This is a genomic window from Flavobacteriales bacterium (assembly GCA_020635855.1).
In the GTDB taxonomy this organism is placed as follows: Bacteria; Bacteroidota; Bacteroidia; order JACJYZ01; family JACJYZ01; genus JACJYZ01.
In genome coordinates this window covers 614,588-632,375 of the sequence record JACJYZ010000002.1, presented here as the reverse complement: position 1 = coordinate 632,375, position 17,788 = coordinate 614,588, and the positions used below count along the sequence as shown (strand labels likewise).

Below are 17,788 nucleotides of genomic sequence, written 5' to 3'. Positions count from 1 at the left end.
TACATTTGGTTATCCCCACTGAAATTCTCATACATCTCAGGGCCGCACTGTTGTGAATATGGTTAAAAGGCTCTTCGTTTACATCTGTATCTTCCTCCCCGGAATTCTGCACCCGGCACTGGCCCAACAACCCGCCCCCTGCTATCCACCCACGGCCAGGGTTGATCTGGACATCAACAATGTGCGGGCCACCCTCAGCAACGGCAATGATGTGTGGTGGGATGATTATAAAGGTGCCTATGAGATACCGAAGGGCTCCGGAATCACCTCCATGTATACCTGTGCCATGTGGTGCAGCGCCATTGATGCCAACGGCCAATTAAAGGTTGCCGCCCCTTCCTACCGATCCAAGGGCGGTGCGGAATACTGGCCCGGCCCGCTGCAAACTACAGGCGGTGCAACCGATGAATCCGCATGCGGGCATTATGACCGCCTCTTCAAAATCAACCGCACTGAGGTGGATGAATTCATCCACCGGAGAAATGATCCCACGTACACCATCCCTGCTTCCATCCTGGACTGGCCCGGCAACGGCGATGAAGTCAACGGCTATGCGGCCACCCTTGCACCTTTTCATGACGCGAACCAGGATGGCGTTTACAATCCGCATGACGGCGACTACCCGGGTGCGGATCCGGGAACGGGCGACTGTGCCTACGATCAACTCGGTGATCAATCCGTGTGGTGGGTATTCAATGACAATGGAAATACACACACGCAGGCAGGCGGACTCGCACTCAGACTCGAAGTGCAAGCCCACGCCTTCGCCTTCAGCACCGATGACGAAATCAACAACACCACCTTCTATTCCTACAAACTGATCAACCGTTCTTCATTTACCCTGAACGATGCCTGGGTAGGATGGATGGTGGATACCGACCTGGGTAACTACCTCGACGATTACATCGGATGCGATGTTTCAAGAAGCATGGGATACGCCTACAACGGAGATGATGATGACGAAGGAACCAACGGCTATGGCCTCCACCCTCCGGCTATCGGGTTCGATATCCTGAGCGGGCCGCTGGCGGCACCCGGAGACGGAGTCGACAACGACAGGGACGGAGAAATCGATGAAGCGGGCGAACGATGCCTCATGTCAAGGTTCAATCAGGTTATATACGATTCAGGTATCGATGGCTTCCCTCTATCGCCCATTCAATTCCATTACCGGCTGAAGGGCCTTTGGCAGGACGGTTCATCCATCACATACGGAGGGTACGGATATGGTTCCGGCGTGCCTTGCAACTTCATGCTCCCCGGCGATTCAGACCCGTTGGGATGGGGCACCAACGGTGTACCTCAATCACCCTGGTCAGAAGTGACCCGCGGAGCTACCCCGGCCGACCGAAGCTTCATCATTTCCACCGGCCCGTTTACCATGGAACCCGGCAAGGTGGATCGGGTGATGATCGCCGTTCCCTGGGCCCGCGACCTCAACGGCAATCACCTGGATGCCATCACCGCCTTGCAGAAAGCCGATGACAAAGCCCAGGCGCTCTTCGATGCCTGCTTTGATCTCGGATGCAGGCCGCCCTCCGAATCGTTCTACACCCAGGCTTCCGGACGATCTGTGCAGTTCAGTTATACGGGGGAAGGAAACGAGTTCCATTGGGACTTCGGTGACGGTACAACGTCCAAGGAAAAATATCCATCCCATGCGTACTGCTGCGAAGGACCTCAGGAAGTCACCCTGAAGGTTTCCAACGCATGCGGCACAAAAACCATCCGGCAGACCCTGAACATTTCGGTTGAAAAACCCGCAGTGGGTCCGATGCTGACAAGGGTTGAAGGCCAGGGCAACGGCGGACAGGTACTGGACCTGACCCAAGCCAGCATCACCGCCATCATGAACAGCCCAACGCACCGGATTGCTCATCCCGAATACAAGGCCTTACACGGTCCGGTAGACATCCGCGTTACCAACCCGGATGCGTTGACCAACGGCAGCTACTTCATCCGGTTTGACCTCAACAACATCGAACACCCCTGGCAACTCTACCGCGAGGGAAGCACAGATACCGTTTATGCAGACACATCCCTGGCAGCCAACCTCACCCAGGACATATCCGAATGGGGGCTCTCCGTTCGGGCACGCCAGGTAGAAAACCCGGGCAACGGCACCAGCGAACAAAACGGTTTGCTGGAAGCCACCATGACCTTTGATGACCCTGACAAAAACTGGCTCACCGGGTTGCACGACAAAGACAGGGACAGCACCGGCAACTGGATCCGGGCCGGTATCACCCAGGACTGGGAACCGGCCAAATGGAATGATTACGACGGCGATCCCGATGAATACTACGAGCAGGTGCTGGAAGGCACATGGGCTCCGTATCGGCTGGCAAGCCACGCAGACAACGGGCCGGCTTATCCGAACTTTCATGCGACAGCTTTATTGGCGGATGTCACCGGCATTGACCTGGTGATTACAAGCGACACCAACCTGTGGAGTCGATGCCCCGTCATTGAAACAGGTGAATCCAAAGCCTTGAATGAAGGAAGCAGTGAAAAGTTCACCCTACGCGCCGCACCTTCCGTGAACAAATCCGGATTGCCTGATGGCACAGGAACAGGCATGGGATGGTTCCCCGGATATGCAATCAATGTGGAAACAGGCGAACGCATGAACGTTGCCTTTGGGGAAGATTCATGGCAGATCGGAGAAAACGGAAGAGACATGTTGTGGAACCCGACGGAACATATATATGGAAATGCGAACGATGCAAAATTCGGCGGCAAGCATTTCATCTACATATTCAATCACGACAGCACGGACGCATACAACTACATGCCCGTTTATGATGAAGGCGTGTTCATTCAATCGCAACTGACAATCGGCACCAGCCAGGCCCTTCGAAAAGTTTACGGCGAAGCGATTTGGGTGAACATCCCCTTGCTGAACCCCGGCCACAGCCTGTTGGAAACCGATGCCCACATCCGACTCAGGGTACAGAAACCTTACAGGGCCTATCAAACATCCACGCAACCGGTCAACAACGCACAACCTTTATACAGTTTCAGCGTCAACAGGCAGGATTACATCACCGAAGAACAGGAAGACACGCCTGTGCTGTACCCGAACCCGTTCAGCACCCGTGCCTGGATTCAATCCGACAACTTTACCAACCACCGCTTCACCCTATCCATCTATGACAGACGCGGCCGGATGGTCAGAAGTGAAAGCAGTTTTTGTTATGACAAGGTGGAGATCACCCGCCTGAGCCTGACCGCAGGGATATACATATACAGGATCGTTCTGGATAACGGGAAAACGTACACAGGCAAGATGGTCGTCTGCAACCCCGGGCACTAGGTGAATATCCTTTTCAACCACATACCTATCTTTGACGAAGACACCAATGCCTTCTGTTTAACTCCATGACTCAGCCAAAAAAGCACCTGTATATCTCAGCTGTGTTGTTCGTGGCGTTATGGACATACCTCATCATCCGGGTGCTGACGGTATTCGTCATTCACGATGAGATCAGCACAAAATGGACATTCATGGTGCCCTGGCATTACCTACCCTACCACGGCCTGATCGATGCAAACAACCACTTCCTGAACACCCTCCTGGGTGGGCTTGCCATCCGGTTGTTCAACTCGGACGCCATGTGGGTGATCCGGCTTCCGAACTTACTGATGTTTCCGTTGTATTTCTGGTCGATCTACGGATTGAAGCGTTTCTTCCGCCATCCCACATACTTTTACTGGCTGCTCCTGTTGTTGACCTGCAGTCCGTTCCTGGTTGAGTTTTTCGGAATGGCAAGGGGTTACGGAATTTCCATGGCGCTGATGATGTTCGCCATTCAACAAACACTGGTGTATGCCACAGAAGGCCGGATACGTCATGCGCTGATCGCCGCACCGATATGGGCGCTGGATGTGTATGCCAACCTGACGATGATCCCCATGGCGTTGATCGGGATGGCATACCTGGTGGTTCTGATGTGGAAGTACCGGCAGCGGGCCTGGATCATTACACTTATCGTTCCTTTACTCCTGGTTGGTTACGCCATTAAGTACGCCCTGTTCCTGCAGGAAGTGGGTGCACTGTACCATGGAAACCAGAAAGGATTGATCCCTACCACTTTCCACTCCATCACACCTTATATATGGCTAACTGCACATCCGGTTCTTGACGGTATGCTGATCCTAGCAGGCATTTCAGCATTGTGGATAGGCGGTGTACGTTTCCTGAAAGAAAGAAACCTGGCAGATCCCGGCATTGCCATAACCATCCTGTTCCTGTTGAGCATCCTGAACATATACGGGCAGAACCTGCTGCTGGGCGTCAACTTTCCGGAAGACAGGTCGGCGCTGTACCTGGTGATATCCTTTTTCTGTGCGCTGTGCTTCAACCTGGATCAAAAGAACCTGAAATGGCCGGCCTATATATCCATGGCGATCACAGCGGTGATCTTCCTGGGCACAGCCAACTTCACAAAATCCATTTACTACCACTTCGAACACTTTGATGAAGAATTGCTCACCATGATACCCGATCAGGTGGAAGGCATCCCCCCAAGCGTCGGTGGCAGGTACTGGATGATGGACAACGAAATGTCAAAGGTGAAACACTTTCCGATGAGGATGTGCCAGGAAGCCATTGACCCAAGGGACACCCTGCTCGATTACATCATCATGTCCAGGCCACACCGCCCGGATATCGATGAAAAATACCATGCGATACATGAAGATGCCATCTCACAGCTCATCCTGTTCGAAAGAAACCGGATCCTGCCACGGGTTAAAATTGACGAACGCAACCTGCATGTAAACGGAAACGGGCAATACAATGACCTTTACAATGAGGTGGTGGAAAGGCCCCTTTACATGCGATGCTCGGGCGTGCTGAATCCCATGACCATATATAAGGACGTGGTGGTTGTTTTTTCAATTGAAGACAACCAAACCAATGAAATAACCAGCTACCAACCGGTTGCACTCACCCAATCGGTTGCCATTCGTGATGATGGCAGCCTGCCGTTTGACTTCACCTTCTCCCTCCAGGAATTTGAGTCCACCAACCACCTGAAGGTATACCTCATGAACAACCACCAGGATTCCATCCGTGGCGACATTAAGCTGGAAATCTACGAGATTCCCGGGAGGTAGATACCCAACGGTACCCCACGATACCTCCGGGAAATTCTTTTAAAAAACTTACAATCCGCCACGTACGAAAAATCACGAAACACCCACATGCGTGTGGCATACACACAATCGTGACCACTTCTATAGGTGTTTCCGTCTATTTCATGTATGCTTCCACATGGCTAAATTGGTACCGTTCATTTTATGTACACCGATCATTACATAGAGGAGATCTCAACCCCGCTATTCAGGGATATTTTTGAACAGGCTCCGGACGCCATGTTGGTGGTAGGATCCGACGATACCATACTTACAATCAACCGCCGGACTGAAATGCTGTTCGGATATCCGGGCAAGGAACTTGTTGGAAGGAAGCTTGATATCTTACTCCCCGGCGAATGGAAACAACCACATGCATCTCACCACGCCGAATTCACATCGCAACCGGAAAACAAATCCAAAAACCATGACACCGACCTGTACGGCCGCCATAAAAACGGCGGAAACATACCGGTTGCGATCAGCCTGAGCCCGCTTGAGTCGGTTGCACGCGGACTGATAGCCGTGGCGATCCGGGACATTTCCGAACGCAAAAAAATGGAAATAATGCTGAGGCTGGCGGAAGGTGAACGCCAATTCCAGCAGGCCCTCGACATGATCATGGAAGGTGCACAGATCATCGGTCCCGACTGGCGGTATGTGTATGTGAACAATGCGGCAGCGGAACATGGAAAGCACAAACGGGAAGAACTGATCGGCAAAACCATGATGGAAATGTATCCGGGCATTGAGAACACCCGGTTATATGATACGCTCAGGTTATGCCTGGAAAGCAACCGGGGTGAACAATTCGTCAATGAGTTTGTATACCCGGATCAGTCCAAAGCGTATTTCGAACTGCGCATACAACCTGTTCCCCAGGGGCTTTTCATTCTCTCGATAGATGTCACCGGGCGCATAAAAAATGAACATGAACTGACCGACCGGAACCGGGAATTAAAAGATTCCAACGATGCATTGGAACAATTCGCCTACATCGCTTCTCACGATCTCCAGGAGCCACTTCGTACAGTTTCAAATTACATAGGGCTGCTCGATCGTACATACGCACAACAACTGAATGAACGCGGGAAGTTGTACATCACCCACATCAGCAACGCCACGCACCGGATGCAACTCCTGATCAAGGGACTGTTGGAATTTGCACGAATCGGCAAGCAAAGCGAGAGGGAATTCGTAGACATAAACCACCTCATCCATCAGGTACTGGAAGACCTCAGCCTGCTGGTCTCGGAACAAAACGCCCGACTGGTAATAGACACCATGCCCGATCGCATGTATGTATGCTCGGAAGACATCCGCCGGTTGTTTCAGAACCTCATCACCAATGGCATTAAATTCCGGCAACCGGATGTGCTTCCCAAAATAGAGATCGGAGCGGTGGAAGAAAACAACGCCTGGAAATTCTGGGTGAAGGACAACGGCATCGGGATCGATCCCAAGTTTCACAAGCGCATATTCCTGATGTTCCAAAGGCTACATACCCGCAAAACGCATGATGGTTCCGGCATTGGTCTTGCACATTGTAAAAAAATCGTTGAATCACATTCGGGACGTTTATGGGTGGAGTCCGCCCCGAATGCCGGTAGTACATTTTACTTTACCCTTTCAAAAAATTCAATACATGAGTTCCAGGATTAATTGCATCCTATTGGTTGATGATGACGAACCAACCAATATGTTTCATCGCATCGTTCTTGAAAACACAGGTGTAAGTAAGGTCATCAAGGTAGCCGAAACGGGATTCCAGGCATTGCGACTGCTTCAGGATCCCCAGGATATCACCTGCCAGGACCCGGACATCATTTTCCTGGACCTGAACATGCCGGGAATGAATGGGTGGGAATTCATCGACAACTATCGAAAATTACGCATACAAGGAACTGCCCCCTCAAAGATTTTCATCCTTACCACATCCAGCGACGATGATGACATCAAAAGAGCGGAAGGCATTAAAGAGATCCAGGGATTTCGTAGCAAACCCCTCACCGAAGAGATGATCCAGGAAATTATAGACCAGTACTTCCCTCCCGGAGAAGTTGCCTGATACCCCCTCGCAAAACGCACGTCGCAATACCCGCGCATATGCTGTTCCCTCCCAACCAGGATGGATTTTGGTGTGCCTCAATCCCATGCAATTCTTAAAGTGATAATTGAGTACAACTATCGGCTAAATATTTAACATATCCGGGTATATACCTCCCTAATTTTGATATAATCAGTCGACGGTTCTGAAAGGTCATTATGACCTGACTTATTACCTGCAGGTGGAAAATGCGGGAGAGGAAAGTAGCGTAAAAACGATAACACAGGACGTATGAAAAAGCTTACCCTTCAAGTGTTTGGGATTGCCATCGCATGCCTCACTGTGAACAGTGCGGCAGGGCAATCCGAACAGCAGCAAAGACCTGAAATCGGGTGCGGAACCAAGTCGGTTGACAACACCCCGAACGCCTATACGGAGTTCGTCAGAAACGGTGGAAAGGTACGCAGAAAGACCAACCAAACCTACGTGATCCCGGTCATCTTTCACGTCTTATACACCAATACCACCCAGGCACAAATGGCCTGTCGCATCGAAGATGCCATCGCCGTTTTGAATGAAGACTACACCGGCAACAACAGCGATTACAACAGTACGGATCCCCGCTTTAGCAGCATCAAGCAGATCATGCCGGATGTGGAATTCTGCGCAGCCACCATTGATCCCAACGGAAACACCCTTACCTATCCGGGCATGCACTGGGTGGGCACCAATGTGGTATCCGATGGTTACGACAACAACCTGTATAACTACCTCTGGTACGGTGTAAACGGCAAGTACTACCTGGATGTAGCGGTGGTCAATGACCCGAACAGCACCGGCACCAACGGATCAGGTCATTCATGGTACCCCAATCAAAATGTGCAACCCCATATCGTATACAATTACCGGTACATCGGTCGCACATGCGGTTCGCAATCCGCCAGTGGATTTGAATCGGTGATGTCGCATGAGGTCGGTCACTATTTTGGCCTGGAGCACACCTTTGAAACAGGTTGCAGCGGTGACGGTGACGGCATTGCAGATACCCCGCTGACAACGGGTTCGGAAGGATGCGGGCACGACTTCTGGGGCCAGTGCAGCAATTATGTGAACACGGAAAACTACATGGACTATAATTATTCCTGCTACGCCATGTTCACCCAGGGCCAGGTAGATGCCATGTATTTCTGGATGCAGGATAACTCACAGGCATACTACCTGCGTGCCAGGCTATGGTCTGCATCAAACCTTGCCGCAGTGGGATGTGGCGGGGCCGTTATGCCCACAGCGGATTTCACAGCATCCACCACCTACAGTTGTGACGGATCAGTGAGCTTCACCGACCAATCAGCCAATGCAGACACATGGAAATGGTCATTCGGTGACGGCGGTACATCCAACCAACAAGACCCCACCCACCAATATGCAAATGCAGGTACCTATACGGTAAAACTTGTGGTGACCAATACCAATGGCCAGGACTCACTGAGCAAAACCGGACTGATCACTGTTGCCATTCCGGTTGACCCGGTCACTTCCGATGACACGGTTTGCAGTCCGGTAACAGCCCACCTGACATCCACCAGCCCGGGCAACGGTACCCTGAACTGGTATGATGCCTCCAGCGGTGGGAATCTTGTGAATACCGGCACAACGTATGACGTGGCACCCACCACCACCACGACCTATTACGTGGAAGAAGACCTGAGACCTGCGCCCGTAAAAGGCGGTCCCACAGATAATACATTTGGTGCAGGCGCCAACTACAACACCGCCGACAGGCGTTTGTTCTTCGACGTACTGAAAGCGTCCACACTGAAATCTGTGAAGGTATATGCCACCGGCGCCGGTAACCGCACCATTGAAGTTTTGGATGGGAACGGCATCCAGGTTGCAAAGAAAACTGTGCAGGTGCCGGACGGCGAGAGCAGGGTAACGCTCGACTTCAACCTTCCCGTTGGAACGAATTATGCGATCAAATGCAACACCGGTAACGGGGAATTGCTGGACCTGTACCGCAACAGCGCCGGCCCTGCGTACCCCTACAACATAGGCAACCTGATGTCGATCACCGGCTCGGATGCATCCGGCAACGAACTCACCTATTACTATTTCTTCTATGATTGGGAAGTACAGGAACAGGGTTGCATAAGCAACCGGATTCCCGTTACGGCAACGGTGAACGTTTGCACGGGTACACCATCATTCGATCCTGCCCTGGCCTACTCCGTGTTCCCCAATCCACATACGAACAGCTTCTTCATCACCTACAACGGAGAACCTAACAACCAGGTCACCGTTCAGGTTTTGAGCTTAACCGGACAGGAGGTCACCGGACCTATGCAACTGCAACGTCAAACCGAGATCCACCTGGATCATGCAGGTCCGGGGATCTACCTGTTGCGGTTTCAGACAGCATACAGAACCGATTACCTGCGCATCGTCAGGTCGTCGGAATAATTCGCGCCAGGGGCCAACAAAGCGGGGCGGGTAACGGTTTCATAGCCGTTTTCCTGCCCCGTGGCCTTTTATAACAGCAACAGCATACAGCAAGAGCATACAGTGAGCGCTTATTACAGGACTTCCTCGAAACAGAATCATAACGCCATTTCACAGATGCAATCAGCGCCCATATGTTCAGGTAAGTACTCCTTTCTGTATGCTGTATGCTGTATGCTGTATGCTGTATGCTGTATGCTGTATGCTGTATGCTGTATGCTCTTGCTGTTATTCCGGTTCTTCCGATGTCAACACCGGAGAAGCATCCAGGCGTTGAATGCCCATGGCATGCACCAGCAATTCCAGGGCGTGGCGGATGTTCTGCAATTCCTTTTCGGGAAGGTGTGCAAGCTGCTCGGACAATTTGTTGTGCAAAAGATCCGGTGCGGAATTCAATAGGGATCGACCCTTCGCCGTCAACGCCAAATGGGTAATACGCTTATCGATCTTACCGGGCAACCTACGCAACAACTGCTTTCTTTCAAGGCGGTTCACAATGCCGGTCACGGTACTGGAATTCAAATTCAGGAATGCCGTCAGGTCCCTGTGAGTCGATCGTTCACCGGGACACCCACGCAGGTAGTCCAGGCATAGTAGCTGGGGAATACTGATACCGATGTTCTTCTGGATCTGTTTGGATTCAAGGTCCAGCGATCGGACAATCCTTCTGATTTGAATTAGAATCTGGGTCAAGTCCATAACCTTATGTATATGTAATCAAATGTAGCAAATGGCGCCATTCCCTTGTCGTTTAAGAATGCTTTACTATATTTGTTGCATGCAACACATTTTTCATGTAATCCATACCAGACAAGATATTTCAAATGTGTTGACAGTGCATTCCATTCATCAATTCTTTACAAAATCGAGACTGTATGCGAGGGAAACGCATGCAACGTCCGGGGTTTGAAAGATTCCAAACGGCATATCAGGCAATACGGCGCCGTACGTCCGCTTGTTTTCTGGCCTTCGTTAACCATCATTGTCCTCTTCATCGCCTTTACCATCGCGGAGCACAAGCGGCTGAAACCTTTCTTCGAAAGCATTCAGGCTGGGATCTGTGATTCCGCGGGATGGTTTCTGGTGCTGACCACCAACATCCTGCTCATATTTTGCGTCTACCTGGCAACCAGCAAGTACCGGCATATACGGTTGGGCGGATACAGGGCCAAGCCTGAGTTTTCGCTTGGCGCCTGGTTTGCCATGCTGTTCAGCGCCGGTATGGGAATCGGCTTGCTGTTCTGGAGTGTGGCCGAACCCATCACACACATGATGCATCCGCCCATCCCGGTGTCCAATCAAATGGAGGCCGCGGAAAACGCCATGGCATTTACATACCTGCACTGGGGATTGCATGCCTGGGCGATCTATGCCGTGATGGGGCTGGCTCTCGCCTTTTTCGCTTACAACCTGCGCTTGCCGCTGAATGTGAGTTCGGTCTTCCACCCCATCCTCGGGAAGCGTGTACACGGCCTGGCCGGCGGACTAATCGATACAGCCGCAGTCATCGCCACGTTGTTCGGGTTGGCAACATCACTCGGACTCGGAGCCAAACAGATCAACTCAGGCTTGAACTACCTGCTGGGTGTGGAGATTTCCTCCACCACGCAGGTGATTATCATTATCGTTGTCACACTCATGGCCACAACATCTTTGGTCCTCGGGCTCAAGAAAGGAATAAAGCGACTGAGCGAATTCAACATGTACCTGGCCCTGATTTTTCTGGTGGGAATGATCCTGGTAGGCCCCACGAGGTTCATCCTTGACACATTCCTGGAGAACGTAGGAGGTTACCTGCAACGCCTGCCGGAGCTGGCTTTCCGCACCGAAGCCTACGAAAACACGAACTGGCAGAACAGCTGGACGCTCTTTTACTGGGGATGGTGGCTCGCATGGTCGCCATTCGTAGGCATGTTCATCGCACGCGTATCCAAGGGTCGCACGTTAAGAGAGTTCATCGTGGGCGTGCTGGCCGTGCCGTCGTTGATCACCTTTCTGTGGATGTCGGCATTCGGCGGTTCAGCGCTGCATCTTACCTTATTCGACAACGTCGACATTTCAGGAGCCATTCAACAAGACGTGTCCTCAGCATTGTTCAAGTTCCTGGAACACTTTCCATACGCATCCTTCACATCAGCGCTCGGATTGTTGCTGGTCGTGAGTTTCTTTGTCACCTCCTCCGATTCAGGATCCATGGTGGTTGACAGGCTCACCACCGCCGGCAAAGCGGAATCACCTGTTTCGATCCGGATATTCTGGGCATTGACAGAAGGAGCAGTTGCCGCGGCACTGCTATTGGGAGGAGGCCTTAAAGCGCTGCAAACCGCTTCCATCACCACCGGCCTCCCATTGGGCATCGCCATCCTCGTGATGTGTTATTGCCTCATCAAAGGTTTGCAGAGCTATCACCATAAAACTAAGAAACATGACAGACGAAAGAGCACTGCTAAAAAAAGCACAGACAAGACAGGAGTACGGAAGTCAACCCGAGAAAGTCCGAAACACCAACAAGTATAAAGAAGAATACATCCATGGCTTTGTTGAAAAATGGGATCAACTGATTGACTGGGAAGCGCGCGACAAAGGAGAAGGCAACTTCTTCATCAAGGAGCTGAAAAAACGGAACAAGAAAAAAATACTGGATGTAGCCACAGGAACGGGATATCATTCGGTCAAACTCATCAACAATGGTTTTGAGGTGTGGAGCGTGGATGGAAGTCCGGTCATGCTCGCCAAGGCCTTCCAGAATGCAAAAGACCACGGCCACATCCTGCGCACCGTGCAAGCCGACTGGAGGTGGTTGAACCGTGATGTTCACGGCCGCTTTGATGCCATCATCTGCCTTGGAAATTCTTTCACACACCTGTTCTCCGAAAACGACCGGCGGAAAGCGCTTGCCGAATTCTATTCAGCGCTCAAACATGACGGCATCCTCATCATTGATCACAGGAACTATGATGCCATTCTCGACAACAAGGAGTTCAAATCACAACACGTATACTACTATGCCGGAGAGAATGTATCCGCAGCGCCCGAATACGTAGATGATGGCCTGGCCCGCTTCCGGTACGAGTTCCCCGACCAATCGGTATACCACCTGAACATGTTCCCGCTGCGGGAACAATACGTGACCGGCCTGCTCAGGGAGGTGGGCTTTCAAACCATTCAAACCTACGGCGATTTTCAGGAAACCTTTAAAACCGATGCTCCGGACTTTTTCATTCACGTAGCCGAAAAAACCTACAAACCCGAATAAGCCCACAGCCATGGAAAACGAGATCATCAGCAAAACCAAAACCTACTACGACAGCAACGACGCCGACCAGTTCTACTTCCACGTATGGGGAGGCGAGGACATCCACATCGGCATTTACGAACTCCCCGACGAATCCATTTTCCAGGGCAGCATGCGCACCGTGCAAACCATGGCTTCCATGCTTGGTTTCATCGACAGCCAGATGAAGATCCTCGATATCGGATCCGGCTACGGCGGCGCCGCCCGTTACCTCGCATCCAAATTCAGGTGCCAGGTGACATGTCTCAACCTGAGCGAAACGGAAAACGAAAGAAACCGGAAGCGAAACAGGGAACTCGGGCTGGATGATCTCATATCCGTACAAACAGGCAATTTTGAAGATCTGCCGTTCGAAGACCGCTCATTTGATATCGTATGGTCCGAAGATGCCCTGCTGCACAGCGGTGATAAAACACAGGTCTTCCACGAAGTTTTCCGTGTGCTCAAACCCGGCGGCGATTTTATCTTCACCGATCCCATGCAAAAGGGAGCGCCTCCCGCTGACGTGCTGCAACCGATCCTCAACCGCATCCACCTTCATGAACTGGGTTCATTCAAGCGATACAGAAACATTTCCTCGGAGGTAGGCATGACCTGTAAAAAAACGGTGGAAATGCCCCAACAACTGGTGGCCCATTATTCCAAGGTACTCAAGGAAATCCGGCACAGGAAAACAGAGCTCTTGCAATACTGCAGTGAACCCTACCTGACCAACATGGAAGCCGGACTTAATCACTGGATCAAGGGCGGTGAAAGGGGACACCTCGATTGGGGCATCCTCCATTTTACCAAACCCCACAAGTAACTGCGCGGCCTTCTAAAGCAAGTGCAACAGTAGAATTGTAGTGAATTTGCATTCAGGCATTGATTGTCCTATGAACGCCTTTGGGATTTGGTTTGGACAGATGTACTCTTGCTGTATGCTGTATGCTGTCCTCCTACCTGATCAACGTCACATGCCCGATTCGTTTCCATGGGTTGCCCTGGCAATCTATGGCTTTGATCAGCCACACGTAAACGTCTTCCTGAGCCGGTTCAGTGCTATTTTCCACACTTCCGTTCCAGCCCCCGGTGAGTGAATTCGTGGTATAAATCAGGTTGCCCCAACGGTCGAAGATGTACATCTCCATTTCACAATACCCGTAGTGTACCGGTCTGAACACTTCATTCTTGCCATCCCCGTTCGGTGAGAACACGTTGGGCACATAAATGGTGGCAATGTCTTTCACACAGATATCACCTTCTATGGTATCCTTACAACCGTACTGGTTAACAATCGCCAGGCGGATGGTATAACATCCGGTATCGGTATAGGTATGGATCGGATTCTGGGCACCGGACACAGCAGAGCTGTCACCGAAATCCCACTCCCATGAAATGGCATCCGAACTCTTATCAAACAGGTTCACCACGGGATTCATCACACTCACCTCGGCCGGATTGGCGAGAAAGTCAGCTGTAGGCCACGGATATCCCTCCACATAGCAAGGTTTCATGAGTGTAGCCGTACATCCCTCTGCAGACGTGATCGTAAGCGTGACATCATAACAACCCGGATCGGTGAACACATGCGTGGGGTCACAATCGGTGGAAGTGGTTCCGTCACCGAAATCCCACAGGCAGGTACCGGTTTGCTGCGAACAATTAAAGAACTGATGGGTGATGGGTACGCATCCCACCGCCGAGTCGGTAAAACATACCACCGGTTGCGGGTGCACCGTCACCTGGATGGTATCGCAATGACCGCATCCTCCCGCATCCGTCACACATTGAATCACATCATAAGTTCCGGGAGCCTGATAGGTATGCGACTGATCACCGCATGTGGTAGACGTGGCACCATCTCCGAAATCCCAGGCACATGCCGCTACATTGCCGGTTGACATATCCGCAAAGTTGGTAGCAGCTCCTTCGCATACATCTTCTCCTGATAAGCCCGAGATGGGACCGGGGATGTTTACGAGGCTCAGGCATGTATCGTGGGTACAACCATTGTTATCGGTCACGGTCACACAATAGGTACCCTCCGGCAAACCGGTGTTGGTAGCCGACGTTGCGCCATTGTCCCATAAATAGTGATAGCCGGGTGTTGCGCCGGAGGCAGATATCGTAGCACTTCCGTTGGATGCAAAGCAGCTTTCATTCGTGGTGGAACCGGAGAGCACAAGGGCTGTCGGCTCCGTGATGTTTTGCTGTGCAGTAGCCGTACATCCATTCTTATCGGTTACGGTAACGGCATACACACCGGCAACCAGGCCACTCAGATCCTGGGTGGTTTTACCATTGCTCCACTTATATGTATAACCCGGGGTAGCACCGCTGGCAGTCAGGTCAATGCTTCCACCCGCATCTCCATAGCATAAGTTGTCGACACCTGTTGTTGAAAGCACCAGCGGTGTGGGTTCTTCCACGGTATCAGTGATGATCACCGTACAGTTGTTGTTATCTGTAACGGTGACGGTATACACACCGGCAGGCACACCGGTCAGATCTTCACCGGTGCTGTTGTTGTTCCATTTGAAGGTGTAAGTCGGCGTACCACCGCTAACATTCAGATCAACCGCACCATCTGTTCCTCCGGCGCAGCTTACATCCGTGGCAGTGGTTCCCGCCACCAATTGTGTAGGTTCGGTAATGATAATTTCATCGGTGATCTGGCATCCGTTTGCATCCGTTACGGTAACCGCATAGGTACCGGCAGGGAGATTGGAAAGATCTTCAGCGTCGTCATTGTCACCTGTTCCATCCTGATCCCAGTCATAGGTGTAGCCGGGCATTCCTCCCGAAACCGTGAGGTCCACGGAACCGAGTGCATCTCCGAAGCATGGATTGTTAACGGATGTATGGGAGATCACCAGCGCTGGCGGTTCATTCACCACGGTAACACCCAACGCTTCACAACCGGATGCATCGGTCACCGTAACCGAATAGGTTCCGGCACAGAGTCCGGTAATGGTATGACCTGTTGCCGAATTTCCTGTTTGGCCGTTGGACCATGAGAAGTCAAACGGTGCTGTTCCGCCGGATATGATGGTGGATGTGGCCGTTCCTGTGCAGGTACCGTTGCACAATACATCGGTTGAATCCATGACGATCTGTTGTCCGTCGGTGTTGCTGACATTCACCGAAGCGGTTTGCTCGCAGCCTTTGTCGCTTGTGACGGTCACGCTGTATGTACCTGCGCATACACCGGAGCAGGTTGCACTCGTACATCCGTTCGACCACGAAAAGGTATAGGATGTGGCGCCGGTTGCATTCACGCTGATGCTTCCATCACAGGCACCACAGGCGGTACCCGTCATGGAGGTGGTCAGCACCGGCAGGGGGTTAACCACAACCGTTGCAGTCGCCTCATCGGTGTTGCCAAAATTATCAGAAATGGTCACGGTATAGTCGGTGGTAACTGTCGGGCAAACTTGGTGAGGGCCTGTACCGGTAAGCGATGCATCGCTCCACGTGTAGGTGAACGGTCCGGTACCGGATACAGGCGAGGCCTCAATGGAACCGCAGTCGCCTTCACAAATCTCATCGCCTGTTACATCCACATCCACCCCGCATTCGGTCACATTGATGGTTTTGGTGATGCTATGGGTACAGCCATCCGGACTGGTAACAGTGAGTTCCACCGTATAGGTTCCGATGTTGGTATATACATGTGACGGGTTCTGATCTGTGGCATCCACGGTGCCGTTGTTATCGAAATCCCACTCCCACGTATCGATGGTGGTACCGGTTGCGGTAGATCCGTCTGTAAAGTGTGCCGAATCACCCACACAAATATCAGCAGTGGTAAAATCTGCCGTAACAGATTTGGGAACCACCACCACATTTGTATCCAGTATGATGGAACATGCAACACCGGTGTAGGGTGTGACGGTCACAGAATAATCGTTGGTGGTGGCCGGGGTGATGCACTGGGTGGTTTCGCCGGTAGACCATTGATACTTGTCGGCACCATCAGGAGCACACAGGGTTGTGGGGCCACAAGGAACTTCAGTTCCCACCAAAAGTCCGAAAGGATTGCATTCCAGGTCTAGATAGCCATAGCCATAATGACCACCCTGTGAGCAGTCGCCCACGATGAACTCGAAGGTCACGTCCTGCCCCATGTAGGAATCGAGCGGAACGAATACGGTGGTCCAATCATGATACACAATATCATTCAGCAGGCCACCTGTTGTTTGCCAGCCATCCTTTCCGTCTCCGGAATAGGCTTCGTAGTTGGCACAAGGGATACCATTGCCATCTTTATCATACATATTCACTTTGATGAACGGCTTCTCTCCGGGGGCATGGCTTGTACCGGGGTCTTGCATCACGGCAGCCCAGTGGTACACGAAATTCGCATTGGCTTTGCTCACACGGAACGTTTGCGCCACGCTGGCGGCCTTGCCACCGGTCCCGGTTTTGTCACCGATCAGTGCCGAGCATCCGCCACCACCGGGGTACACTTTCGGAAATGCTTTGGTTACTTCGTCCGTACCACTGCTGACGATGAAATGACTGCTGTTGAATGCGCACGGGCAACTCGTGCAGGTACATACACCGTTGGTGGTACTGGTGCCCGTACACCCGTTACCGCAAGTGATCACACCGCCACCCTGGTCGCAACCACAGGCCGGATCGGGAGGCGGGAGGTTGGTACATTGTCCGGTCTTTTCACTGCACCAGATGTCGGTGCTGACACTGTTGATCATGACATACGGACTGGTATTCACCTCACCTACATAGGTCTCCCAACCACTGAAATCGCACATCTCAAAATCAGGGTTGTTGCAATCCTGACCGGGTCCATGTACAGCCATTGA

The 17,788-nt window shown here is 51.9% G+C and carries 10 protein-coding genes; 8 read left to right on the top strand and 2 right to left on the bottom strand.

Going from position 1 to position 17,788, the window contains the following annotated elements; all coding sequences use genetic code 11:
- Nucleotides 1-58 precede the first annotated feature (58 nt).
- From H6585_02680 to H6585_02660, 5 genes are all read left to right on the top strand, one after another.
- Complete coding sequence (locus tag H6585_02680; protein MCB9447234.1) at nucleotides 59-3,316, top strand: T9SS type A sorting domain-containing protein; 3,258 nt, start codon at nucleotides 59-61, stop codon at nucleotides 3,314-3,316.
- A 65-nt stretch (nucleotides 3,317-3,381) separates the two neighbouring features.
- Nucleotides 3,382-5,121, top strand: a complete 1,740-nt coding sequence (locus tag H6585_02675) for a hypothetical protein (protein ID MCB9447233.1) — start codon at nucleotides 3,382-3,384, stop codon at nucleotides 5,119-5,121.
- A 183-nt stretch (nucleotides 5,122-5,304) separates the two neighbouring features.
- Entirely contained in the window at nucleotides 5,305-6,801 is a 1,497-nt protein-coding gene (locus tag H6585_02670; GenBank protein ID MCB9447232.1) for a PAS domain S-box protein, read from the top strand.
- On the top strand, nucleotides 6,785-7,207 hold the full coding sequence (locus H6585_02665; protein ID MCB9447231.1) for a response regulator: 423 nt from the start codon (nucleotides 6,785-6,787) through the stop codon (nucleotides 7,205-7,207). The genes H6585_02670 and H6585_02665 overlap by 17 nt, the downstream gene beginning before the upstream one ends.
- A gap of 270 nt (nucleotides 7,208-7,477) precedes the next feature.
- Nucleotides 7,478-9,646, top strand: coding sequence for a T9SS type A sorting domain-containing protein (locus H6585_02660; GenBank protein ID MCB9447230.1), 2,169 nt, complete (start codon nucleotides 7,478-7,480; stop codon nucleotides 9,644-9,646).
- 267 nt (nucleotides 9,647-9,913) lie between these two features.
- Here H6585_02660 and H6585_02655 read toward each other — a convergent pair whose 3' ends face one another.
- Nucleotides 9,914-10,384, bottom strand: coding sequence for a MarR family transcriptional regulator (locus H6585_02655; GenBank protein ID MCB9447229.1), 471 nt, complete (start codon nucleotides 10,382-10,384; stop codon nucleotides 9,914-9,916).
- A 228-nt stretch (nucleotides 10,385-10,612) separates the two neighbouring features.
- On the opposite strand from H6585_02655, the gene H6585_02650 reads away from it, so the two are divergent.
- From H6585_02650 to H6585_02640, 3 genes are read left to right on the top strand one after another with little or no spacing between them, the layout of a single operon-like run.
- Nucleotides 10,613-12,202, top strand: a complete 1,590-nt coding sequence (locus H6585_02650; GenBank protein MCB9447228.1) for a BCCT family transporter — start codon at nucleotides 10,613-10,615, stop codon at nucleotides 12,200-12,202.
- Entirely contained in the window at nucleotides 12,111-12,941 is an 831-nt protein-coding gene (locus H6585_02645; GenBank protein MCB9447227.1) for a class I SAM-dependent methyltransferase, read from the top strand. Before H6585_02650 ends, H6585_02645 begins: the two co-directional genes overlap by 92 nt.
- Nucleotides 12,942-12,951: 10 nt before the next feature.
- A complete protein-coding gene (locus H6585_02640; GenBank protein ID MCB9447226.1) occupies nucleotides 12,952-13,785 on the top strand; it encodes a class I SAM-dependent methyltransferase in 834 nt (277 codons plus the stop codon).
- Between the two features lie 133 nt (nucleotides 13,786-13,918).
- On the opposite strand, the gene H6585_02635 is transcribed toward H6585_02640, so the two are convergent.
- The gene (locus H6585_02635) at nucleotides 13,919-17,785 is read right to left on the bottom strand and encodes a PKD domain-containing protein (GenBank protein ID MCB9447225.1); all 3,867 of its coding nucleotides are present in this window, start codon (nucleotides 17,783-17,785) and stop codon (nucleotides 13,919-13,921) included.
- Nucleotides 17,786-17,788: the final 3 nt, after the last annotated feature.